Here is a 25,796-nt window from a genome sequence, read left to right as displayed (position 1 = left end):
GGATGGGATAGCAATGACGACCTTTATTTCGATCGTATTGATGTTCGGTGTACTTGTTGCCGTACATGAATGGGGTCATCTCGTAATGGCGAAGCGCGCTGGAATCCTTTGCCGGGAGTTCGCGATCGGCTTTGGACCGAAAATCTTCTCGTTTTTCAAAAATGAGACATTGTATACGGTTCGCCTCTTGCCAATTGGCGGATATGTTAAGATGGCTGGCGAAGAACCAGAGTTCGTTGAAGTCAAACCTGGTCAGGCTGTTGGCTTAGGCATGAACGAGGGCCTTGTCGACGCGATCTATTTAGACGCAAGCCATCCGAAGGCAGACCAAGTCGTGACGGTCGAACGGATTGATTTATTGCACAAGTTAGAGCTCGTTGGGTTACAAGACGAAGTCTCGACACGATACGATATTTCAAAAACCGCCTTCCTCGTCGAAGGGCAGACACGAACACAAATTGCGCCGTACGACCGGACATTTGGTTCGAAATCCGTTTTTAAACGGGTACTTGCGATTGCTGCCGGACCAGCGATGAACTTTGTTCTCGCCTTCATCATCTTATTTGGATTAGCGTTGTACAACGGTTCTCCAACGGGTGAAAGTGTCATCGGGACCGTCCAAAAAGATTCGCCGGCGGACCAAGCAGGGCTCGTCGAAGGCGACCGGATCGTTTCCGTCAACGGAGACGAGACGACAAAATGGGAAGACCTTCGTGCTGGCTTCCAAGATGAAGCTGGAAAAGAAACGACCGTCGTCTATGAGCGGGATGGTCAAGAAACAACAACACAAATTACGCCGAAAATTCAACAACAAGGCGATCAAAAAGTCGGAATCATCGGTGTGACGAACGAGACGGAAAAGTCGTTCGGGACGGCACTCGAAACGGGTGTAACGGAAACATGGCGGATGTCGACGTTAATTGTCGGCGCAGTCGGTGACTTAGTGACAGGGGTCGTTGGTGTCGATCAACTATCAGGTCCTGTCGGAATCGTCAAGATGACGGACCAGGTAGCGGACAGCGGATTTTCGATGCTCTTGACGTGGACAGCTCTATTGTCCGTCAACTTAGCGGTCTTTAACCTATTACCACTACCCGCGCTTGACGGTGGTCGATTACTCTTCCTCTTCCTCGAAGCGTTACGCGGCAAACCGGTCGACCCGCAAAAAGAAGGGCTCGTGCACTTCGTTGGATTTGCACTGCTCATGCTCTTGATGCTCGTCGTCACATGGAATGACATCCAGAAGTTCTTTTAATCTTTCAATCAAAGGGGTTCACGACTCATTATGAAACAATCGAAAATGTTTATGCCAACATTGCGTGAAGTACCATCAGACGCAGATGCTATTAGCCATCAACTATTATTACGTGCGGGTTTTGTCCGTCAAAATGCAGCAGGAATTTACTCATACTTGCCACTTGCGAAACGTGTCTTAGCGAAGATTGAGACGATCATTCGTGAAGAGATGGATGCGGCTGGGGCACAAGAGCTATTGATGCCAGCTATTCAACCGGCAGAGCTATGGGAAGAAACCGGGCGCTGGGACATTTACGGACCTGAATTGATGCGCTTGACAGACCGTCATGATCGACGGTTCGCGCTCGGTGCGACACATGAAGAATTAATTACGTCAATCGTTCGGGATGAGTTGAACTCGTACAAAAAATTACCGGTCAATCTGTTTCAGATTCAAATGAAGTATCGTGACGAACGTCGCCCACGGTTCGGTCTCTTGCGCGGACGTGAGTTCATCATGAAAGATGCGTATTCGTTCCATGCGACACAAGAAAGCCTGGATGACGAATACCAAAACATGTTTGAAACATACAATAAAATCTTTACGCGTGTCGGATTAGAGTTCCGACCTGTCGTTGCCGATTCGGGTGCGATTGGTGGAAGTGGCACACATGAATTCCATGCACTTGCAGCAATCGGTGAAGATACGATTGTTTATTCCGATCAGTCGGATTACGCAGCAAACCTGGAGATGGCAGAAGCTGTTGACGCGTACGACGTACAAGGCAAAGCACCGGAAGCACTGGAAACCGTTAATACAGGAGAAGCGAAAACGATTGAAGCGGTAGGCGAGTTCCTGCAGGTACCGGCAACCGAATCAATCAAGACGGTCGTCTTCAAGACGGAACAAGGTCTCGTCATGGCCCTCGTCCGGGGTGATCACGAAGTCAATGACATTAAATTGAAAAACTACCTTGGTGCGCTTGATATCACGATGGCTTCTGATGAGGAAATCGAACAAGCACTGCATTCGAAACCGGGCACGCTCGGTCCGATTGGAGCAGACATGCAGGTCGTGGCGGATTATGCTGTCCGCGCTTTGACGAACGCAGTTTGTGGAGCGAATAAAGCGGAAACGCATTACATCCATGTAAATCCAAGTCGTGATTTCGAAGCGGAATATACAGATTTACGCTTCGTCGAAGAAGGCGATGCTTCACCAGACGGCGAGGGGCACGTCAAGTTCGCCCGCGGTATCGAAGTCGGACAAGTCTTCAAACTCGGGACACGCTACTCGCAAGGAATGGGTGCGACGTTCCTTGATGAAGGTGGAAAAGCGCAACCCCTTATCATGGGTTGTTACGGCATCGGTGTTTCACGGACACTTTCTGCCGTCGTCGAACAGCATTATGATGAGCGTGGTATCATTTGGCCGAAAGCGATTGCTCCGTATGATGTGCATTTGATTGCCGTCAATGGGAAAAACGCTGAGCAAATGGAAGTGGCAGAAAACGTCTACCGTCAACTGACGGCTGCTGGATTCTCTGTTCTGTTTGACGATCGGAAAGAACGGGCTGGCGTGAAATTCGCAGATGCTGATTTAGTTGGCTTACCTGTTCGAATCAACGTCGGGAAAAAAGCGGCAGACGGAATCGTTGAGCTGAAAGCACGCCGCGGCGGCGAAGCAGAAGAAATTGAACAAGGAAATCTCGTTCAGGCTGTTCGTTCGCTGTATGAAGGTTTAGAATAAGTAATGGGAACGGTCACTTAAAACGTTTAAGTGACTGTTTTCTTGTCTCACACCCATTCGCCCCTTGGGCAATCTGCAAGAGGAGGAGGAGTTGCTGTCACGGTGTGATGCGATAGGACAGCACAATTGCGAGTGGATACACAACAACGCATGTCGCTTTTAATGAGTGATTTAGATTTACCGACAAGAATTACTGAAGAATATTTTACGGGGGCTACCCTTGAGAAGCTCCGTGTCAATAAAAGCAATTCAACGTGGACGTTCCAAATTCGAATTCCGAAGATTTTGCCGCAAAACGTCTATCAGATGTTTTTCAGTCGTTTGACGAGTCGTTATCAACAATTTGCGGAAGTCAAATTAAACCTCGTTTCGGACGATCGTCCGGAAAGCAAACTTTTCATCGACTATTGGCCATACGTCGTTCAGGATTTAGCTGATGCGTCTGCAGCGATGCGGACCCAGCTCAGTCGTGTTTTGCCAGAGTTTAGGGAAAATAAACTCTTCATCCCTGTTCGGAGTGAACCGGAAGCTGGTTTTTTAAAGAATGATCTGTGTGGAGAGATGCAATTATTATACGGTGCCTATGGATTTCCGAAGTTTGTTTGTGAACCGATTGTCCAGATGGATCAATCGACGCAAGAGGCGTTACGCAATCAAGTCAAACAAGAGGACATCGAGGAAGCGAAACGGATGCTCGAGCTTCAATTCAAACGTGAGCAGTCGCGCGATGATGATGAGGGACCGGTCGACATTCGGATCGGAAAACCGATTCAAGATGAAATCGTGCCGATTAAGACGATTCAAGATGAAGAACGTCGGATTGCGATTCGGGGACTTGTCTTCTCAGCAGAGAGCCGGGAATTACGAAGTGGAAAAACGATCTTTACGTTTAAATTGACCGACTATACCGATTCGCTTGTCGTCAAGATGTTTGCACGAGATGAAACGGACGTCAAAGTCCTATCAGCAATCAAAAAGGGCATGTGGATTCAAGTGGCTGGACGAGTCGAGTTCGACACCTTCCTCCGCGATCTCTGTATGATGATTGCACAATTGTCTGAAGTGAAGGTTGAACTTCCGGGTGACCCTTGGACAGGTGAGAAGCGTGTCGAATTGCACGCGCACTCGCAAATGAGTCAGATGGATGCTGTCATGAACGTGACGAAGTACGTCGAACGTGCTGCTGCTTGGGGACACCCGGCCGTCGCCATCACAGATCACGCGGGAGCGCAAAGCTTCCCGGATGCCTATTATGCCGGAAAGAAAAATGACATTAAGGTATTGTATGGAATCGAAGCGAACGTCGTCAATGATGGTGTCCAAGTTGCCTATAACCCGGTCGATCGCAGTCTTGAGGACGCGACGTTCGTCGTCTTTGACGTCGAGACAACCGGATTATCAGCGATGTATAACAAAATCATCGAATTAGCTGCCGTAAAAATTTATGACGGAGACGTGATTGATAAATTCGAAGCATTCGCTGATCCGAAACACTTATTATCTGCGACGACGATCGATTTGACGGGCATCACCGATGACATGGTCCGTGGGAAACCGGATCCGGAACAAGTCGTCAAGGAATTCATGGACTGGGCGGGGGATTCGATTCTTGTCGCCCATAATGCGGCCTTTGACATCGGATTTTTGAATGCGACGCTTCGTTCTGGTGAACATGACGAATCGACATTGCCCGTTATCGATACGCTTGAACTGGCACGTGTCTTGATGCCGACACTGAAGAATCACCGTTTGAATACGCTCGCGAAACGATTTGATATCGAACTGACACAACATCACCGTGCGATTTATGATGCGGAAGCAACCGGCTACTTGATGTTGAAGTTATTGCAAATGGCAGATGAGATGTTCAACATGACAACGCACTTGTCGCTCAACCGGGAGATGGGAAAAGACATTTCTCGGACGCGTCCATATCATGCGACCGTCTATGCTAAAAATCGGACGGGGCTAAAAAATCTCTACCAGCTCATCTCGCTTGCGCATACGAAACACGTCCATCGTGTCGTTCGGACGCCACGTTCGCAGCTCGTTGCGCACCGGGAAGGTTTAATCATCGGCTCTGCGTGTGACAATGGAGAAGTGTTTGATGCGGCGCTCAATAAGTCGGATGAAGATTTAGCGAAGGTCATGCAGTTTTATGATTTCATCGAAATTCAGCCGCCGGCGATGTACGGTCATTTAATCGAGCGAGAAATCGTTCAAAATGAACTCGAACTTCGTGAGTTGATCAAAAAAGTCATCCGGGTCGCAGAAGAAAACGACATCCTGCCGGTCGCGACAGGGAACGTACATTATCTCGATCGCCATGACGCGACGTACCGTGAAGTTTTGATTCGGACGCAAGGTGGGGCAAATATGCTCAACATGCGGAAACAGCTTCCCCCGGCTCATTTCCGGACAACGCAGGAAATGATGGAAGACTTCCGGTTCCTTGCACCGGATCTTGCAGAACGCCTTGTCGTCACGAATAGTCAGAAAGTCGCTGAGATGTTCGAAAACATCGATATCATCCCGAAAGATCTCTTTACTCCTAAAATTGACGGTGCTGATGATGAGGTTCGCAATCTGTCCTACGACATGGCACATAAAATTTATGGGGAGACGTTACCGGAAATCGTCGAAGCCCGACTCGAAAAAGAATTGAAATCAATCATCGGCCATGGTTTTGCCGTCATCTATTTGATTTCGCATAAACTCGTAAAAAAATCGCTTGATGATGGGTACCTTGTCGGATCGCGTGGTTCTGTCGGATCGAGTCTCGTCGCGACGATGACGGAAATCACGGAAGTTAATCCACTACCGCCGCATTACGTCTGTCCGAACTGTCAAGAATCCGAGTTCTTCGATGATGGGTCGGTCGGATCCGGATTCGATTTACCGGATAAGGAATGTAAGACGTGCCAAATTCCATTGACGAAAGACGGACACGACATCCCGTTCGAAACGTTCCTTGGGTTCAAGGGGGATAAAGTACCGGATATTGATTTGAACTTTAGTGGGGAGTACCAGCCGAAAGCCCATGCCTATACGAAAGTCTTGTTCGGGGATGATTATGTCTACCGGGCAGGGACGATCGGGACGATCGCCGAAAAAACAGCCTATGGGTATGTGAAGGGGTATCAATCAGAAAATGATTTAAATTACCGTAACGCGGAAGTCGACCGGCTCGTCAGCGGGGTGACAGGTGTCAAGCGAACGACAGGACAGCACCCCGGCGGTATCATCGTTGTCCCGGACTACATGGACATCTATGATATCAGTCCGATCCAGTTCCCGGCGGACGATATGGGATCGGAATGGAAAACGACACACTTTGACTTCCACTCGATTCACGATAATCTGCTGAAACTTGATATTCTCGGACACGATGACCCGACGATGATTCGGATGCTGCAAGATTTATCCGGGCGTGATCCGAAAACGATTCCCGTCGATGACGCCGAGGTCATGAAAATTTTCAGTTCGACGGAATCGATTGGTGTCACACCGGAACAGATTGATTCGAAAACCGGAACGCTCGGGATTCCAGAGTTCGGGACGAAGTTCGTTCGACAGATGCTTGAAGAAACGAAACCGACGACGTTCTCGGAACTCGTCCAGATTTCCGGTCTGTCGCACGGAACGGACGTTTGGCTCGGGAATGCCAGTGAGTTGATTTATAACGGAACCTGTGAACTGAAAGACGTCATCGGCTGCCGGGATGACATCATGGTCTACTTGATTTATGCCGGTCTTGAGCCGTCGCTTGCCTTTAAAATCATGGAATCCGTCCGTAAAGGAAAAGGGCTCTCGATTGAGATGGAAGAAGCGATGATTGAAAACAGTGTACCCCTTTGGTACATCGACTCGTGTAAAAAAATCAAGTACATGTTCCCGAAAGCCCACGCTGCAGCTTACGTTTTGATGGCGGTCCGGATTGCCTATTACAAAGTCCACCATCCGATGTACTACTACGCATCGTATTTCACGGTCCGGGCGGGTGATTTTGACATCGGTGCGATGAACAAAGGGACAGCCGCCGTCCGAAAAGTTTTACAAGATATCAAAGATAAAGGATTCGAGGCGACGGCGAAGGATAAAGGACTCTATACGGTTCTTGAAATTGCGCTTGAGATGATTGAACGCGGCTTTACGTTCCAAAAAGTCGATTTGTATAAGTCGAGCGCCAGTGAATTCCTAATTGAAGGTGATTCGCTGTTACCACCGTTCGACGCCGTGACAGGGCTCGGAACAAATGCGGCAAAACAAATCGTCGAGGCCCGAAAAGGTGGCGAGTTCCTGTCGAAAGAAGATTTACAGAAACGTGCCAAATTATCGAAAACGATTATCGAAACGCTCGACAATCTTGGTTGTCTCGAAGGTCTTCCGGACGAGAACCAGCTTTCGTTATTTGACCTGTAAAGCCAGGCGGAGACTTGCTTAGAGCGGTTCATTATGCTATATTGAGTGAGGAAATGTTTTTTATACTACGACTTGGAAGGAGTAGGGGGACCTGCTCCTTTCTTGTTTGTTTTTTGAAGGAGGATGAAGATGACGAACGTAACTGAGAAGGTCGAGGCGCTCGCAAAACCAATCGTGGAACGAGAGGGGATGGAGCTTGTCGACGTCGAATTCGTCAAAGAGGGGGCGGATTGGTTCCTACGTGTCTCCATCGATAAGGAAGGTGGCGTTGACCTTGAAGATTGTGTCAACATCAACGAACAGTTATCGGAAGCATTGAATAATGATGATCCGATTGACGAACCCTATTATCTAGATGTTGCCAGTCCAGGTGCAGAACGACCACTCAAAAAAGCGGAAGATTTCGAAAAGGCGATTGGTAAACATATCTACGTCAAAACGAATGATCCGGTTAAAGATGCTACCGAATTTGAAGGAACGTTACTTGCGTATAACGACGAAATGCTTGAAATCGAAGTCCGCGTAAAAACACGAAAATTGAAAATTGAAATACCGGTGACCAAGATCGCGATGGCGCGACTTGCGGTACTGTTCTAAGGAAAGGAAGAGAACGATGGGACCACAGTTACTCGAAGCAATCGAGCAAATTGCAAAAGAAAAAGAAATCGATAAGAACATCATCATCGATGCGTTAGAACAAGCATTGATTTCAGCTTACCGCCGGAACTTCGGTAAAGAGTCGGAGGCAGTCAAGGTTGAGTTCGACCAAAAAACAGGAGAGATTCGTGTCTTTGCACTGAAGGAAGTCGTCGAACGATTGACACAACCGGAAGAGCAACTTTCGCTAGAAGAAGCGCATGAAATCGATCCGACCTATGAACTAGGAGACTTCCATAAAGTTGAAGTCACACCGGGAGATTTCGGACGTGTCGCGGCACAGACGGCAAAACAAATCGTCACACAAAAAATGCGTGAAGCAGAGCGCGAGCGCATCTACAATCACTTTGCGGATCGTGAAGATGAAATCATGACGGGGATGGTCGAACGCCAAGACGCACGTAACCTCTATGTTAATCTCGAGGGAATCGAAGCGGTTCTATCAACACATGAACAAATGCCGAATGAACGGTTCGGTATTCGGGAATACATCAAAGTATATGTGACGAAAGTCGACCCAATGGTGAAAGGGTCTGGCGCATCGATTCTTGTATCACGGACACACCCTGGCTTACTCAAACGCTTGTTTGAGATTGAAGTGCCGGAAATCGCTGATGGCGAAGTCGAAGTGAAATCTGTTGCGCGTGAAGCCGGAGATCGCTCAAAAATCGCGGTCGCGTCAGATGATATCGACCCGGTTGGTGCGTGTGTCGGTCAAAAAGGGGCACGTGTTCAAAACATCGTCAACGAATTGAACGGTGAAAAAATTGACATCGTTCGCTATTCCGATGATCCGAAAGAATATGTGGCCAATGCCTTGAGTCCTGCTCAAGTCGTCGGCGTGTATGTCAACGAACCGGCGAAGGCGACAATCGTCGTCGTGCCTGATTTCCAATTGTCACTCGCAATCGGGAAACGCGGACAAAATGCACGTCTTGCGGCGAAACTGACGGGATGGAAAATTGATATCAAGAGTGAGTCAGAAGCAGAATCGATGGGTCTTCGTGATGTGTTCCTTAAAGATGAAGCAGTTGACGTGGAAGCGGTCCAAGTCGAAGGCGAGGAATAATTCGTGCAAAAGAAGGTACCTTTACGTAAATGCGTCATCACACAAGAAATGAAAACCAAAAAAGAGCTAATTCGCGTCGTTCGAACACCTGACAGTGAGGTTGTCATCGATCTTAATGGTAAGATGAATGGGCGAGGTGCCTATTTAACGAAAGATGTAGCTGTCATTACTAAGGCGAAAAAGAAGCGAACGCTCGATCATCATTTAAAAGTCAAGACGACAGATGAATTGTATGATCAATTGCTTGAGATCGCGGGAGGTATACATGAGTAAATGGGAATCGCTACTTGGTCTCGCGAACCGAGCGCGGAAAGTGACGACTGGAGAAGAACTCGTGCTGAAAGAAGTACGGGGAGGACAAGCGAAGCTTGTCCTCTTAGCAGCAGATGCGGGGGCTGCCACGCGTAAAAAGGTTACGGATAAATGTACAAGTTATCATGTCCCATATCTTGAAGTCGGGGATCGTTCGATTCTTGGCCATGCACTAGGAAAAGATGCGCGTGTTGTCGTGTCAGTCAATGAAGCCGGATTTGCGAAAAAGCTAACTGAACTCCTCTCGAACGACTAATTGGAGGTGGATCCTTTGGGTAAACGTGTATACGAATTCGCTAAGGAACAAAACGTAACAAGTAAGCAGGTCATCGCACAGCTTGAAAAGCTTGAGAAACCCGTCAAGAATCATATGGCAGTATTAGATGAACAGACAGTACAGCAACTCGACAAAGTATTTAATCCCGAGAAACATCGGGCTCAAAAAACGGAGGCTCCAAAACAAGTGAAATCAGACAATAAACCGAACAGACCAGGAACTACTACTAATAAACCAGCAGGCAATCAATCACGTAATACAAAAGGCGGACGTCCAGAATTCGGAAACCGCAACAACCGCGGTGGAAAACGTCGTCCGAACCAGAAAAAAGCAGAACCACGCAAGTTAGAAGTCGCTGACCCGAACTCGAAATCAAGTCAACGGAAAGCAGCACGCCGTGCACAAGAAGAAGCGATGGCGAACGTCGTTCAATACGCGGATAACTTGACGGTCGGTGAACTTGCTGAAAAAATGGCGAAAAAACCAAACGAACTCATCATGAAATTGATGGGCATGGGCGTCATGGCGACAATCAACCAAGATCTCGACGATGAGACGGTTGAATTGCTAGCATCAGACTTCGGTTTCGAAGTTGAAAAATCAGTCCAAGTCGACGAAACGGATTTCGATGCGTATGAACTCGACCTTGATAACTACGAACTCTCGGAACGTCCTCCTGTCGTTACGATCATGGGTCACGTTGACCATGGTAAAACAACACTTCTTGACTCAATCCGTAATACGAAAGTAACAGCGGGCGAAGCAGGTGGGATTACGCAGCACATCGGAGCATATCAAGTTGAAATCGATAACAAAAAAATCACATTCCTCGATACACCAGGTCACGCAGCGTTTACAACGATGCGGGCACGTGGTGCAGATGTGACGGATATCGCAATCATCGTCGTTGCAGCAGATGATGGTGTCATGCCACAGACGGAAGAAGCGATTAGTCACGCTAAAGCAGCAGGCGTACCAATCATCGTTGCCGTCAACAAGATGGATAAAGAAGGAGCGAATCCGGACCGCGTCAAGCAAGAATTGACAGAGTTCGAACTCGTTGCGGAAGATTGGGGCGGCGATACGATTTTCGTACCGGTTTCTGCTCTTAAAGGCGAAGGAATCGATGAGTTACTCGAAATGATTCTTCTCGTCTCAGAAGTTCAAGAATACAAATCAACACCAGAAATGCACGGGCGTGGTACGGTCATCGAGGCGAAACTCGATAAAGGTCGTGGACCGGTTGCGACGTTACTCGTCCAGCACGGGACACTTCGCGTTGGAGATCCAGTCGTCGTCGGTCATACGTTCGGTCGTATCCGGGCAATGGTCAACGATATCGGTCGCCGTGTGAAAGAAGTCGGTCCATCAACACCAATCGAAATTACAGGCTTAAACGATGTACCAAAAGCCGGTGATCAATTCTTCGCGTTTGAAGATGAGAAAAAAGCGCGTCAAATCGGTGAAGCACGTTACCAACGTGAAATCGAAGCACAACGTCGCGATTCGGCGAAAGTCAGCCTCGAAGATCTCTTTGATCGTATCAAAGAAGGCGAAGTCAAGGACTTAAACATCATCATCAAAGGTGACGTTCAAGGTTCAGTCGAAGCCCTCGCTGGTTCACTCAAGAAAATTGATGTCGAAGGCGTTAAAATCAACATCGTTCACTCAGGTGTTGGTGCCATCACAGAAGGTGATGTCATCCTCGCTTCAGCAGCGAACGCGATCATCATCGGTTTCAACGTCCGTCCAGACGGCAACGCGAAATCAATGGCAGATCAAGAAAAAGTTGAGATTCGTCTTCACAAAATCATCTACAATGCGATTGAAGAAATCGAACAAGCGATGAAAGGGTTACTTGATCCTGAATTCGTTGAGAAAATCATTGGACAAGCTGAAGTCCGTGACGTCATCAAAGTTTCGAAAGTCGGAACGATTGCTGGTGGTTACGTGACTGAAGGTAAGCTGACACGTGCAGCAGGTGTTCGTGTCGTCCGTGACAGCATCGTTATTTATGAAGGGAAACTTGATACACTACGTCGCTTTAAAGACGACGTCAAAGAAGTCGCAACCGGCTACGAATGTGGAATCAAGATTGAGAAATATGACGACATCAAAGTCGATGACGTTATCGAAGCCTTCATCATGGAAGAAGTAAAACGGAAGTAACAGAACGGAGAATATCCGAACTGGAGGGAATTCACATGAGTGTACGTTCAAATCGTGTTGCAGAACAAGTTCGTAAAGAGATTACGCAAATGCTCATCAAAGACGTCAATGATCCCCGTGTCAAAGCGATTACCGTAACAGGTGTCGAAGTGACGGGTGATTTACAGCAAGCAACGATTTTTTATTCAGTGCTTGGTGACGAGAAAGTACGCGAAGAGGCACGGATCGGTCTTGAAAAATCAAAAGGATTCATGCGTAAAGAAATTGGGTCACGCATCCGGTTACGCAAAACTCCTGAATTGATGTTCGAGATTGATACATCGGTCGAGTATGGATCGCGGATTGATGAGTTGCTCCGGAACTTGAACAAGGATTGACACATGAACAGGGCAACCACAGGCGTGGTTGCCCTTTTTTTAGGAGATGATGAGAGATGGAACCGATTGGTGTACTACCGTTAGACAAACCAGCGGGTATGACGAGTCACGATTGTGTATTTAAATTGCGCCGTTTGTTTCAAACAAAGAAAGTCGGACATACCGGCACGCTTGATCCTGAAGTCACAGGCGTCTTACCGATTTGTTTAGGACGGGCGACAAAACTTGCACGGTTCATCACGGATGAAGGAAAACGGTATGTAGCGGAAGTGACGCTTGGTTTTTCGACGACGACAGAAGATGCCCATGGGGAAACGGTCGAGACGACTGGCGTGATGCAAGGGGCAGTGATGGAAGCGCAAATCGATTTAGTTCTCGGGCAATTGACTGGGCAAATCGAACAGACCCCGCCGTACTACTCTGCTGTTAAAGTCAATGGAAGAAAGCTATACGAATATGCACGAAAAGGAATCGAAGTCGAACGACCAACGCGCATCGTTGAGATTCACGAATTAAAACGAACGTCTCCTTTGACGTTCGATCACAACACGTGCCGCTTTCACATGGAGATTGCCTGCGGAAAAGGAACATATATCCGGACGCTCGCTGTTCAAATCGGAGAGTTGCTCGGTTATGCAGCGCACATGAGTCACTTGCGACGAACGGCGTCGGGTGCGATTGAAGAGGGTGATACGGTCACACTTGCGATGCTCGAAGGCTGTGAGACGGTCGAGGAGCGGATGGCGTACGTTTTACCAATTGAACAAGTCATTCAAAAGTGGCCACGGATGACTGTTGACGCTGAAACGGCAGCTCGGGTTTTAAACGGAGCAAAGCTTGCAAGCATTCCGGATGAATTCGAACTGTTTACTGTCTATAATGAAGAGGACGTACCGTTAGCGATTTATCGCCGAGACCCTGAAATCAATATGGGGCGTGTCGAGGTCATGTTACAAATCGATTAAGATCGGAGAGATAGGGATGGAAATCATTCATTTAACATATCCGGAAAAACCGGTAGCGGAGTCGGGAGTCATTGCACTTGGATTCTTTGATGGGGTTCACCTAGGGCATCAACATGTCTTGCAAACGGCAATCGAGAAAAGCGAGGAGCTCAATCTCCCTGTCACTGTGATGACGTTTGACCCGCACCCGAAGCAGGTCCTCGGAAAAAGTGACGATCAAATCCGTTACATCACCCCGCTTGATCGAAAGCTCGAGAAGATGGCGGACCTCGGAATCGACCGGGCTTACGTGATTGAGTTCACGATTGCGTTTTCCGAGTTGTCCCCGCAAGAGTTCGTCGATACGTACTTGATTGCGGCGGGTGCGAAACATATCGTCGCCGGATTTGACTATTCTTACGGACGATTCGGAGCTGGAAAGATGGCAACACTCGATTTCCATAGTCGCGGTCAATTCACACACACGACTGTCGCTGAACAGCAAGCAGATGATGAAAAAGTCAGTTCGACGCGGATTCGAAAGCTGTTAGCGGCTGGTGAAGTCGAAGCGGCAGCCAGTTTACTCGGGGAACCGTATCAAATTAAAGGGACAGTCATTCATGGAGATGCACGAGGAAGACAAATCGGCTTTCCGACTGCTAATATCCGTCCGGAGTTTGCGTATGTCATTCCGAAACTCGGGGTATACGCGACACATGTCCATTTAGAAGATGGACGGACATTCCCCGCGATGACGAACATCGGACGGAGACCGACCTTTTATGAAACAGGAGAAGTCAGTGTGGAAACCCACTTACTTCAGTTTGACGAAGATTTATACGGTCAAGAATTAAAACTCGAGTGGATCGCCTATTTACGTGACGAACGGGCATTCGACGGGATCGAGAGCTTAAAAGCACAACTCGCTCAAGATAAAATCGAAGCGGCACGTCGTTTAAACGTTTGACAGAAGAATAGCGGTTCGTTATGATAAGTCAGTACGATCACGTACAGCCGATTGACTTGGCATCAGGTCTCACCATCCGATGCTCGGCAATACGGTCATTCAAAAGATGGAGGTGGAGTGACAATGGCACTCACTAAAGAACGTAAAAACGAAATTATCGAAGCTTATGCTACGAAACAAGGCGATACTGGTTCGCCGGAAGTACAAGTTGCTGTTTTAACTGAACAGATCACAACTTTGAACGATCACTTACGTACACACAAAAAGGATCACCACTCACGTCGTGGTCTCTTGAAAATGGTCGGTCGTCGCCGTAACTTGCTCACATACCTTCGTAACAAGGATGTTGCTCGTTACCGTTCATTGATCGAGCGTCTTGGTCTTCGTCGCTAATCCGACTAAAAGGACAAGTGGAAGCAGGAGCATTGTCTCCTGTTTCTTTTTTTTGCCGATTCGTGGACATTTGGCGCAAGAACCTACATAATTAGATTTGAATGAAAAAACGGATAGTAGTGAGAGGAGATTTGTGCATGTCACAAACAAAACAGACGTTTTCGACCGAACTCGGTGGACGTACTTTAACAATTGAAATCGGTCAACTGGCCAAACAAGCGAACGGGGCAGCGATGATTCGCTATGGCGAGACAGCCGTCCTCGCAACAGTCGTTGCGTCGAAGCAACCGAAAGACTTGGATTTCTTCCCATTAACAGTGAACTATGAAGAAAAATTATACGCAGCAGGTAAAATTCCAGGAGGTTTTTTAAAACGTGAAGGCCGTCCTGGAGAAAACGCGATTTTAACTTCACGATTAATTGACCGTCCGATTCGTCCACTCTTCCCAGAAGGATTCCGTCATGACATTCAAGTCGCGACGACAGTTCTTTCTTCAGATGCGGACAACTCGTCAGAAGTCGCAGCGATGATTGGTGCTTCGATTGCCCTTTCCATCTCGGATATTCCGTTTGACGGTCCAATCGCTGGTGTGACGATTGGTCGCGTTGATGGAGAGTTCATCATCAACCCAACGGCAAGTCAGTCGGAAGCAAGCGATATCGATTTACAAGTCGCAGGGACAAAACATGCCGTCAACATGGTCGAAGCCGGTGCGAAGGAAGTACCGGAAGAAGCGATGCTCGAAGCGATTCTTCTCGGACATGACGTCATCAAAGAATTGATTGCGTTCCAAGAGGAAATCGTTGCTGCCGTCGGGAAAGAGAAATTTGCCTACACGGTGTCATCATTTGATGAAGCACTTGTTGCGCGTCTGAAGACGGAAGCATTAGCAGAAGTCACGACAGCGGTTCAAGTCGAAGAAAAACAAGCGCGTGACGTTGCGATCAACGAAGTCATCTCAAAATATATTGATCTTTACGCAGCCGACGAGTCGGTCACGGAAGCACAACTTGCTGAAGTTTCTGGTGTATTGAATAAGTTCGTCAAAGCGGAAGTTCGTCGTCTCATCACAGAAGATAAAGTACGTCCGGATGGTCGTGGACTTGCTGAAATTCGTCCGCTCGACTCAGAAATCGGTCTCTTGCCACGTGCTCATGGTTCTGGACTCTTTACACGTGGTCAAACACAAGTCTTGTCTGTCGCGACGCTTGGTGTCGCTGGAGACGCACAAATCATCGATGGACTTGGTTTGAAAGAAGAAAAACGGTTCATGCACCATTACAACTTCCCGCCGTTCTCAGTCGGGGAAGCGCGTCCAATGCGTGCACCAGGTCGTCGTGAAATTGGTCACGGAGCACTTGGAGAGCGTGCCTTACAGCCTGTCTTGCCATCAGAAACAGATTTCCCGTATACGATTCGTCTCGTCTCGGAAGTGCTTGAATCAAATGGATCTTCATCACAAGCCTCAATCTGTGGATCAATCCTCGCGATGATGGATGCCGGTGTCCCGCTTAAAGCACCAGTTGCAGGAATCGCGATGGGATTAATTAAAGAAGGCGAAAATTATTCAATCTTAACAGACATTCAAGGTATGGAAGATCACCTCGGCGACATGGACTTTAAAGTCGCAGGAACAAAAGATGGTGTAACTGCTTTACAAATGGATATGAAGATTGGCGGCATCACGCGTCAAATTCTTGAAGAGGCGCTCGAACAAGCACGCCTTGGCCGTTTACACATTCTTGAACACATGAATTCGATCATTGCAGAACCACGTGTCGAGTTATCGAAATATGCACCGAAAATCGTAACCCTCAAAATCAATCCGGATAAAATCCGTGATGTGATTGGACCCGGCGGTAAAGTCATCAATGCAATCATCGATGAAACAGGCGTCAAGATTGATATCGACCAAGATGGTACGGTCTTTATCGCATCGACAGATCAAGATGGCATTAATCGTGCACGTCAACTCGTCGAGGACATCGTTCGTGAAGTCGTCATCGGTGAAGAGTTTGACGGGACAGTCCGCCGGATTGAGAAATTCGGAGCGTTCGTTGAGTTGTTCAAAGGAAAAGACGCACTCGTCCACATCTCTGAGCTTGCACTTGATCGTGTCGGTCAAACGGAAGATGTCGTCAAACTCGGCGACAAGCTGAAAGTCCGTGTCACAGAAGTTGATGATAAAGGTCGTGTCAACGCCTCACATAAAATCCTTCTCGTCGAAGGAATGAGCGCGGAAGACCGTGCAGCATACGATGAAAAGAAAAAAACAGAGCGTGACAACCGCCCGCCACGTCGGGATACAGGATCTCGCCCACCACGTGACGGACAACGTCCACCACGTCGTAACTAATGAAAACAAGGTGGCTCAACGGTGCGGATGTCGCAACGAGGGCCACCTTGTTTCCGATTCAGGAGGAAACTATTATGGTCGAACGGATACAGCTACAAAACGGAGTACGAATCATCATCGAACGGATGCCGAGCGCGCGGAGCGTAGCAACAGGAATTTTCATCAAGGCCGGCTCACGAACAGAAACGCTTGAGGAACATGGGATCAGTCATTTAATCGAACATATGGTCTTTAAAGGGACAGAACAGTTCTCGGCGAAAGAGATTGCGGTTTACTTCGACCGACTTGGTGGAAATATTAATGCATTCACAAGTAAGGATCAAACGTGTTATTACGTTAAGACATTAGATGAACATGCAGCGACGGCATTTGATGTCCTAGCGGATATGTTCCTCGACTCGACGTTCGACGAAGAAGAACTCGAAAAAGAGAAACGGGTCGTCATCGAAGAAATCAAGATGTACGAAGATACACCAGATGATCTCGTCCATGAACTGCTCGCGATCGCAGCCTATGGCGAGGACGTCATGGCGCGACCAATCCTTGGGACGGAAGAGAGTGTTCTTAAAATCAATCGGCAGATGATTACGGAATACATGAAACAGGCGTATGCACCGGACCAAATCGTCATCTCGATTGCGGGTCACGTATCGGATGCTTTAGTGGAACAAGTGAAGGAGCGGTTCAGTGTCATGACACCGAGTGAAATCTCGCGTCCGATTCAGCTTCCCGAACTAAAAAATGATGTAATCCGTAAGGAAAAGGATACAGAACAGGTCCATCTTTGTTATAATTTCCGTGCAATCGATTCTACGGACGATCGTTTACCGGGACTTGCATTATTGAATAATGCCTTCGGAGCGACGATGTCTAGCCGCTTGTTCCAATCCATTCGTGAAGAACGCGGACTGGCGTACTCTGTCTTTTCGTACTACACGACATTTGACGACCATGGGACGTTCACGATTTACGTCGGTACTTCACACGAAACACTGAAGGAAGTCGAAGATGTCTTAGAAGCAGAAATCAAACTGTTGCTCGCGAATGGTTTGACGGATAAAGAAGTTGAAGATGGCATCGAGCAACTGAAAGGTTCACTCATTCTCGGGAATGAAGGAACATCAAGTCACATGAACCGAAATGCACGAAATGAACTTCATCTGGAAAAACACCCGACGTTAGAAGAAGTCATCGAAGAGGTGGAGCGCATCACTAAAGAAGATATTCAAGGATTGATCACACATATCTTCGAAGAACCACCAGCAAAAGCGTATATCTTACCGGAAATGGAAGAAGAAACCGTGTGAGAGAAGCTCTCAACTAAAAAAACCATACAGAAAACATGTTGTCGAGAAAGAAGGAATACCCTTGAATTTAGCTGAATTAATCGAAGCCATCCAAATTCAAAAAATTGAACGGATGGTAGATGCGGAAGTCGTCTCTTTGACGACAGATTCACGTGACGTGAAGCCTGGGACATTATTTGTCGCGATTAAAGGATATACAGTAGATGGACACGATTACGCTCGACAGGCTGAATCGAGCGGAGCAATTGCAATCATCGCTGAACACGCGCTCGATGTGACGATTCCTGTCATTCTTGTCAGAAGTACGACGCGGGCAATCGCTGAACTTGCAGGGAAATTCTATGATTATCCTTCCGAAAAAATGCGGATGATTGGCATTACAGGAACAAACGGAAAAACGACGACGACGACGATTGTTCGTGACGTCTTGGCGCGCCTAGGGCGTAAGACAGGAATCATCGGGACCGTCGAAGTGAAGATTGGTGACCGTGTCGTTCCAAGTCGGAATACGACGCCACAAAGCTCGGAACTGCAAGCATTTTTCCATCAGATGTACCAAGAGGGCGTTGAAGACGTCATTATGGAGGTATCGTCGCATGGATTAGAGCTAGGACGTGTCACGGGCGCGGATTTTGATGTGGCAGGATTTACGAACTTAACGCATGACCATCTCGATTTCCATAAGACGTTCGAAAACTACGCCCGCGCAAAAGGGTTATTGTTTGCACAACTCGGACAGCGCCTATCGGATGAAAAGGTAGCCGTCTTGAATGCAGACGATGCGACAAGTGAATTGTTTGAGATGATGACGGGTGCGCGCGTGTTAACATATGGCATTGATCAGCCCGCGGATTTGCAGGCACACAACATTACACAGACACTTCAAGAGACGACATTTACGATGGATTATCAAGAAGAGTCGATTGAATTGACGGTCCAATTCATTGGTCGTTTTAACGTCTATAACTTGTTGCTCGCAACAGGTATCTTATTATCACTCGGCTATCGTTTACCTGAGATTTCGAACGCGATCACTCAGATTCAGCCAGCCCAAGGGCGGATGCAACGTTTACCGATCGACGGGTATAATGTCTATGTCGATTACGCCCATACACCAGATGGAATCGAGCAATGTCTGAAGGCTCTCGTCGATGTCCCGAAAGAGAAGATTATTTTCTTGATTGGAACAGGTGGAAATCGGGATGTGACGAAACGTCCGATGATGGGACAATTGGCATCGACCTATGCCGGGACGGTCATCGTCACGACGGATGATCCGCGCTTTGAGTCTTATGAGTCGATCACATCAGGGATTGCGTCAGGGATGCTTCATGACCAATTCGTCGAAATTGGCGATCGAGTCGAAGCCGTTCGATATGCAGCGAGTCTTGCACGTCCCGATAATATCGTCATTCTCGCAGGAAAAGGGCATGAAAAATATCAAATCATTGGTGACGAAAAAACACCACTCGACGAAGAACAAATCGTCAAAGAGATGATACGCCAATTGGAGGAAAAGCAGTGAATTATCAACCACTTGAATTAACGACAGAACGATTTGAAGCGTTTGTTAAAACACATCCAAAAGGGGACTTATTACAGTTGCCGGCATGGGGAGACGTCAAACAGGCGACAGGATGGACCCATCAGCGGATTGCTGTTGGAACGCCGGACGGTCAACCAATCGGTGTCGCTTTACTCTTATTTAAGCAAGTGCCGAAACTACCGTTTACGTTATGTTACGCACCGCGCGGATTTGTCGTCGATTATGCAAATAAAGAAGCCGTCACAGCACTGCGTGATCTCGCGATTAAGGTGGCAAAACAACATAAAGCCATCGCCATCAAATTGGATCCGAACATTGATCGTGATGAGGACCCGACACTGCTGACAGAAATGATGGCCCTCGGATTTAAGCACAATGGTTTTGGTGGCGGCTTCGATCATGCGCAACCGCGTTTTACGATGGAGACGAGCCTTGAAGGAACGGAGAAAGAAATCTTTGATCGGTTTCATTCAAAGTTTCGCTACAACGTCCGACTGGCTGAACGAAAAGGAATTGTTTGCTATGAAGCGAGTCGTGAAGAACTGAAAACGTTCGCGAAGTTGATGGTCGAAACGGGCGAACGGGACGGGTTCTCGATCCGTGGTCTTGACTACTTCGAAAATCTCTATGATCATTTGCGTCCGAACGGGGATGCGGCACTCTTTTTAACAAAACTTGATGCGGCGAAGGCACTTGAAAGCACGGAAGCATTATTGTTACAAGCTGATCGCGAATTGGCAAAAATCCACCGACAGCTTGAAAAGGAGACGACGGAGAAAAAAATCAAGAGTCTGAACAATCGTCTCGAACAGACGACAGCACAAATCGACAAGGCTGAGAAATCAAAAACTGAGTTGATGGCAATTGCCGCGAAGCATCCGGACGGCGTCATTCTCTCAGGTGGATTATTGACGCTTGCCGGTCGTCGTTCTTACTATTTATATGGTGCGTCGTCAAATGAGTATCGTGAGTTCATGCCGAATCACTTGATGCAGTGGACGATGATGCAGTATGCCAAAGCGCACGGCGCCGTATCGTATGATTTTGGTGGCGTCAGTGGATCGACGGACCCGGATGATCACTATGCAGGGTTATACGCGTTTAAGTCGGGCTGGGGCAGTACGATGATTGAAAAAATCGGAGAATTTGATTACGTTCTCAACAAACCTCTTTATCTTGTGCTTGAAACAGGTCTACCGATTCTGAAGCGTTTACGGAAGAAGTTCCGCCGCTAATGAAGAGAGGGACAATCTTTGCCTGGATCTTGTTTTTATTCGCGATGTTCGCGGTCGGGTTGTTTCTTGCCGCTTCAACAAATCGTTTACCGTCTGTTCTACTAGACCAACCAGATTTAGGAATTGACAGCTGTCCCCGGGATGTAGCAGGGGAGAACCGTTTGATTAATGCTAGTCGCGACAACCTCAAACAGCTCCACCCGGCAGTCGAAGCAGGGGCAGAGGATTTGATTCGAATTAGCCACTCTTGCTACGATATCGATATTCGAATCACGCAAGGTTATCGCACTGAAAAACAACAGGATGCCCTCTATGCACAAGGTCGTTCAACGCCTGGTGACATCGTAACAAATGCGCGTGGCGGGGAATCAATGCATAACTACGGTCTAGCGATTGACTTCGTACAAATGATTGATGGCGGGATTTCATATGACATTGACTACGATGGCAATCAAACAGGCAAGAGTGATTGGCGAGAGGTCGCCGATGTTGGTAAAGCCCTTGGATTTGAGTGGGGTGGCGACTGGAAGCGTTTTGTTGATTATCCGCATTTCGAGATGAATTTCAATTATTCTTTAAGTGAATTGAAGTCCGGTGCACGACCGAGTAAGCAAGAAAAGGCCAATCGAACTGAGGAAATCGAGCACTTGCTTGAATCCTGATGAAGCGTCATACCGGACATGTTCTGATTCGGTATGACGTTTTTTTTTAATTTTCCTAGTCCCGTTGTTGGCAGGAAGGCAAAGTTCGGCTAGAATAGTGATAGTGATAAGTGGACGGCTCACGAAAAGTGAATACAAATAGGAGGTCATGTTGTGTCAAAGAAAAAGACGGAAAAAGTAAGCGTCTTTGCTCTTGGTGGGGCTGGTGAAATCGGTAAGAACATGTACGTCGTCGAACTCGACGAGGACATCTTCGTAATCGATGCTGGCTTGATGTTCCCAGGAGATGAGATGCTTGGAATTGACAAAGTCATTCCAGACATAAGTTATCTGAAGGAAAACAAAGAACGGATTCAAGGGATTTTCATCACGCACGGTCACGAAGACCATATCGGCGCACTCAGTTACGTCTTACGTGACTTGAAAGTGCCTGTATACGGGACACGCCTGACACTCGGATTGATTGAAATCAAATTAAAAGAAGCCGGTTTATTGAAGAAGGCAGATCTTCGTCCAATTGATGCCAAGACGAAATTAACCGTTGCGGGACATTTCATTACGTTCTTCCGCGTCAACCACTCGATACCGGATGCGGTCGGGGTTTGTATCCAAACATCACAAGGAGCCATCGTTCATACGGGGGATTTCAAGTTTGACTACACACCAGTCGACGGGAAACAAGCAGATTTCGGTAAGATTGCAGCAATCGGGCAACGGGGCGTTTTATGTCTTCTATCTGATTCAACGAATGCAGAGCGGCCAGGGATGTCCGGTTCAGAGTCGACGGTCGGGTCCGAATTGAACGACGTCATCTATGAAGCACCAGGTCGTGTTATCGTTGCATCGTTCGCATCGAACGTTCACCGCTTGCAACAAGTATTCGCAGCGGCCGAAGCGAATAACCGGAAAGTTGCAGTCGTCGGACGAAGTATGGTCAACATCGTCGAAGTCGCGCAACGTTTGAACTATTTACGGTTCAAGCAAAAAACATTGATTGAGTTATCAGAAATCAATCGCCTCGATGATAACCAAGTCGTCATCTTGACGACCGGTTCACAAGGCGAGCCGATGGCGGCATTAACACGGATGGCACGCAATGCACATAAACAAGTCAACATCCGTCTTAACGATACAGTCGTCGTCGCAGCGTCACCAATTCCAGGGAACGAGAAATCGGTTTCGAAAACAATCGATCTGTTGTTCCGTGCCGGGGCGAACGTCATTTATAACCAACGTAAAGTTCACGTGTCTGGTCACGGTCACGCAGAAGACTTGAAGTTGATGCTCAACTTAATCAAACCGAAGTTCTTTATTCCGATTCACGGAGAATTCCGGATGCAAAAAGCGCATAGTCGTCTCGCACAGACGGTAGGTGTCAATGCAAACAACATCTTCATTATTGAAAATGGTGATGTGGTCGAATTTGAAAAACGTAAAGCACGCATGTCACGTAAAGTGAATGCCGGAAATGTGTTGATTGACGGGATTGGTGTAGGAGATGTCGGGAACATCGTCTTACGTGACCGTCGTCTCTTGTCTCAAGATGGTGTCGTTCTCTGCGTCATCACGATTAGTCGGAAGAACAAAACGATCGTGTCAGGCCCAGAAATCATCTCACGTGGATTCGTCTACATGCGTGAGTCAGAAGATATGATCAATGAGGCTAACCGAATCGTCGCGAAACAACTCCAAGGAAAATTAACGGGAGAACTCGATTGGACTGAAATGAAGTCGTTGATCCGAGATAAGCTGAGTTCTTATCTATATGAACAGACAAAACGTCGTCCAATGATTTTGCCGATCATCATGGAGATTTAACAAGAAGAGCGACTCAGATCGACCAATTCCTGGTCAGCTGAGTCGTTTTTTTATCAGGAGGTAGTATAGATGGCGACGACAAAAAAGAAACCTGTTCGCAAACAAACGACGGCACGGAAACGACCGCCGGCTAAAAAACAACGCCCTCCGATTCAATATCGTACATATGTAGGTGTTTTCGCTGTTTTGTTATTACTAGCCTATCTTCTTGCGTTAGGAGAATTTGGACGAGTCGGTGAGAAGTTCGCCGAGTTCGCTTTTGATACGGTCGGTCAATTCGGCTCGTTGCTTTATGGCTTGTCAGGGAGTTTGCTCCTCTTGTTCCTATCGCAACTCGAGCGACAAAAAAAATGGGCGATCAGTTTACTCGCAGTCGGTCTTTTAATTTGGATTGATTTAATATTAGGAGAGCCGAGGGGTACATTAAATGCTTGGCTCTATCAAGGATCGGCCTATTACATTTCGAGTTTTGGTGCTTTCTTGATTGGGTTGTTTTTAATTGGCACAAGCGTGCACCTGCTTCATCCGTTATTCTTCAGTGAACTGGCGCATGGAATGCTCGAGCGGGTGGAAGCGTTTCGAAATCGTGAGCGATCTTTACCTGAACGCAAGGAGCGTCCTGTCAAAGAGGCTAAAAAACAAAAAGAACGTAAACCACTCGAACGGCAAGCAAAACCAACAACAGCTAAACAGGAGACTACTGTGCCGTCACTTCCGGAAAACGAACCAGAAGATGCAGTGGAGAGTATTCAAGACGTCCCGATCATCGGGTTCGCGGACCATGTCGAACCGCAGGCGGCTGAACTACAAGGTCCGTTGACGATGACTGAAACACCGGACGGATACCAATTGCCTTCTCTTGAATTATTGATGGAACCGACATCAAAAGATTTATCAGGTGAGAACAAACGCCTCAAGGACAATGCAACGAAATTGATTGCGACTTTAAAGTCGTTTGGGATTGGGGCAAAGGTCTTAAAAATTCATTTAGGTCCAAGTGTCACGAAGTATGAAATTGAACCGCATCAAGGAATCAAGCTAAGTCGGATTACGGGACTCGCAGATGACCTGGCGCTCGCGCTCGCTGCGAAGGACATTCGAATCGAAGCACCGATTCCGGGAAAGGCAGCGGTCGGGATCGAGGTGCCGAATCGTGAAGTGGCGATGGTCTCACTTCGGGAAGTCCTCGGAGCAGAAAGCGTTCAAGCCGATCCTGATCGATTACTTGTCGCTCTTGGACGGAGTATCTCGGGAGAGACCGTGACGGCGAAATTAAACAAAATGCCACACGTGTTAGTCGCAGGATCGACGGGATCCGGAAAGTCAGTCTGTATCAATGGGATGATCGTCTCGATATTGATGCGGGCACGACCGGATGAAGTCCGCTTGATGATGATCGATCCGAAAATGGTTGAGTTGAATGTCTACAATGGCATTCCGCATCTTCTCGCACCCGTCGTCACCGACCCGAAAAAAGCGGCGCAAGCCTTAAAACAAGTCGTTTCAGAGATGGAACGGCGGTATGAAATCTTCAGTCAGAACGGCGCCCGCAACATCGAAGGCTACAATGCATTGATTGATAAGATGAATGCGGAAGAGAAAGTCCATCAACGCCTACCTTACATCGTCGTCATTGTCGATGAGTTAGCAGATTTGATGATGGTCGCTTCAAACGAAGTCGAAGATGCCATCATGCGTCTTGCTCAGATGGCACGGGCAGCCGGCATTCATATGGTCATCGCAACACAACGGCCAAGTGTCGATATCATCACGGGTGTCATCAAAGCGAACATACCGTCTCGGATTGCTTTCAGCGTATCGAGTGGAACGGATTCTCGCACCATCCTCGATACGAGCGGGGCTGATAAGCTACTCGGACGAGGAGACATGCTACTACTTGGAAATGGGATGAATAAACCTGTTCGTGTCCAAGGGGCGTTCTTATCGGACGAAGAGGTTGAAAAAGTCGTCAACCATGTCATCAGTCAACAAAAAGCACAGTACGTGGAAGCGATGATTCCAAAAGATGTTCCTGAGGGTGAATCTGACGTCGACGATCCGTTATATGATGAGGTTGTTCAGTTCATCTTGACGCAAGGTACAGCCTCGACGTCAATGATACAGCGGAAGTATCGGATTGGTTATAATCGCGCTGCACGACTGATCGATGCATTAGAAGAGAATGGCCTCGTCGGTCCGTCAGAAGGATCGAAACCACGCCGAGTCATCGGACGTTAAGTAATAACAGAGAACCAGCGTTCACATAATGAGCGTTGGTTTTCTTTACGTGTAAGAAAA

19 protein-coding genes are annotated in these 25,796 nt (G+C 47.6%); all 19 read left to right on the top strand.

Translation table 11 applies throughout. The features are described from left to right. Positions 1-13: 13 nt before the first annotated feature. The 19 genes from rseP to A0126_RS08995 all read left to right on the top strand — a co-directional run bounded on the left by rseP (position 14) and on the right by A0126_RS08995 (position 25,736). Complete coding sequence (rseP, locus tag A0126_RS09085; RefSeq protein WP_088837348.1) at positions 14-1,255, top strand: RIP metalloprotease RseP; 1,242 nt, start codon at positions 14-16, stop codon at positions 1,253-1,255. A gap of 30 nt (positions 1,256-1,285) precedes the next feature. Further along, positions 1,286-2,986, top strand: coding sequence for a proline--tRNA ligase (locus A0126_RS09080; RefSeq protein WP_088837347.1), 1,701 nt, complete (start codon positions 1,286-1,288; stop codon positions 2,984-2,986). Between the two features lie 150 nt (positions 2,987-3,136). Then, on the top strand, positions 3,137-7,408 hold the full coding sequence (locus A0126_RS09075) for a PolC-type DNA polymerase III (RefSeq protein WP_369834788.1): 4,272 nt from the start codon (positions 3,137-3,139) through the stop codon (positions 7,406-7,408). 129 nt (positions 7,409-7,537) lie between these two features. Further along, a complete protein-coding gene (gene rimP / locus A0126_RS09070; protein ID WP_088837345.1) occupies positions 7,538-8,005 on the top strand; it encodes a ribosome maturation factor RimP in 468 nt (155 codons plus the stop codon). Between the two features lie 16 nt (positions 8,006-8,021). Continuing rightward, the gene (gene nusA, locus A0126_RS09065; protein WP_029330738.1) at positions 8,022-9,134 is read left to right on the top strand and encodes a transcription termination factor NusA; all 1,113 of its coding nucleotides are present in this window, start codon (positions 8,022-8,024) and stop codon (positions 9,132-9,134) included. A gap of 3 nt (positions 9,135-9,137) precedes the next feature. Beyond that, positions 9,138-9,407, top strand: coding sequence for an RNase P modulator RnpM (gene rnpM, locus A0126_RS09060; protein WP_029330736.1), 270 nt, complete (start codon positions 9,138-9,140; stop codon positions 9,405-9,407). Then, positions 9,400-9,702, top strand: coding sequence for a YlxQ family RNA-binding protein (locus A0126_RS09055; RefSeq protein WP_029330734.1), 303 nt, complete (start codon positions 9,400-9,402; stop codon positions 9,700-9,702). Before rnpM ends, A0126_RS09055 begins: the two co-directional genes overlap by 8 nt. 15 nt (positions 9,703-9,717) lie before the next feature. Then, on the top strand, positions 9,718-11,892 hold the full coding sequence (infB, locus tag A0126_RS09050) for a translation initiation factor IF-2 (protein WP_029330732.1): 2,175 nt from the start codon (positions 9,718-9,720) through the stop codon (positions 11,890-11,892). A 35-nt stretch (positions 11,893-11,927) separates the two neighbouring features. Next, on the top strand, positions 11,928-12,269 hold the full coding sequence (rbfA, locus tag A0126_RS09045; protein ID WP_029330730.1) for a 30S ribosome-binding factor RbfA: 342 nt from the start codon (positions 11,928-11,930) through the stop codon (positions 12,267-12,269). A 56-nt stretch (positions 12,270-12,325) separates the two neighbouring features. Further along, positions 12,326-13,234: a tRNA pseudouridine(55) synthase TruB gene (gene truB / locus A0126_RS09040; protein ID WP_088837344.1), complete on the top strand. Its 909-nt coding sequence runs from the start codon at positions 12,326-12,328 to the stop codon at positions 13,232-13,234. Between the two features lie 16 nt (positions 13,235-13,250). After that, entirely contained in the window at positions 13,251-14,180 is a 930-nt protein-coding gene (locus A0126_RS09035) for a bifunctional riboflavin kinase/FAD synthetase (protein ID WP_088837343.1), read from the top strand. Between the two features lie 123 nt (positions 14,181-14,303). Further along, entirely contained in the window at positions 14,304-14,573 is a 270-nt protein-coding gene (gene rpsO, locus A0126_RS09030; RefSeq protein ID WP_023468676.1) for a 30S ribosomal protein S15, read from the top strand. Between the two features lie 137 nt (positions 14,574-14,710). Then, the gene (pnp, locus tag A0126_RS09025) at positions 14,711-16,930 is read left to right on the top strand and encodes a polyribonucleotide nucleotidyltransferase (protein ID WP_088837342.1); all 2,220 of its coding nucleotides are present in this window, start codon (positions 14,711-14,713) and stop codon (positions 16,928-16,930) included. A gap of 74 nt (positions 16,931-17,004) precedes the next feature. After that, positions 17,005-18,237, top strand: coding sequence for a M16 family metallopeptidase (locus A0126_RS09020; RefSeq protein ID WP_088837341.1), 1,233 nt, complete (start codon positions 17,005-17,007; stop codon positions 18,235-18,237). A 61-nt stretch (positions 18,238-18,298) separates the two neighbouring features. Further along, positions 18,299-19,762: a UDP-N-acetylmuramoyl-L-alanyl-D-glutamate--2,6-diaminopimelate ligase gene (locus A0126_RS09015; RefSeq protein WP_088837340.1), complete on the top strand. Its 1,464-nt coding sequence runs from the start codon at positions 18,299-18,301 to the stop codon at positions 19,760-19,762. Continuing rightward, on the top strand, positions 19,759-21,018 hold the full coding sequence (locus A0126_RS09010) for a lipid II:glycine glycyltransferase FemX (protein ID WP_029330720.1): 1,260 nt from the start codon (positions 19,759-19,761) through the stop codon (positions 21,016-21,018). Before A0126_RS09015 ends, A0126_RS09010 begins: the two co-directional genes overlap by 4 nt. Beyond that, on the top strand, positions 21,018-21,680 hold the full coding sequence (locus A0126_RS09005; protein ID WP_088837339.1) for a M15 family metallopeptidase: 663 nt from the start codon (positions 21,018-21,020) through the stop codon (positions 21,678-21,680). The genes A0126_RS09010 and A0126_RS09005 overlap by 1 nt, the downstream gene beginning before the upstream one ends. A gap of 153 nt (positions 21,681-21,833) precedes the next feature. Next, on the top strand, positions 21,834-23,498 hold the full coding sequence (locus A0126_RS09000) for a ribonuclease J (RefSeq protein WP_029330716.1): 1,665 nt from the start codon (positions 21,834-21,836) through the stop codon (positions 23,496-23,498). A gap of 69 nt (positions 23,499-23,567) precedes the next feature. Then, the gene (locus A0126_RS08995; RefSeq protein WP_088837338.1) at positions 23,568-25,736 is read left to right on the top strand and encodes a DNA translocase FtsK; all 2,169 of its coding nucleotides are present in this window, start codon (positions 23,568-23,570) and stop codon (positions 25,734-25,736) included. Positions 25,737-25,796 lie beyond the last annotated feature (60 nt).

The organism is Exiguobacterium sp. N4-1P (assembly GCF_002214325.1).
This window is presented reverse-complemented; position numbering and strand designations above follow the sequence as displayed.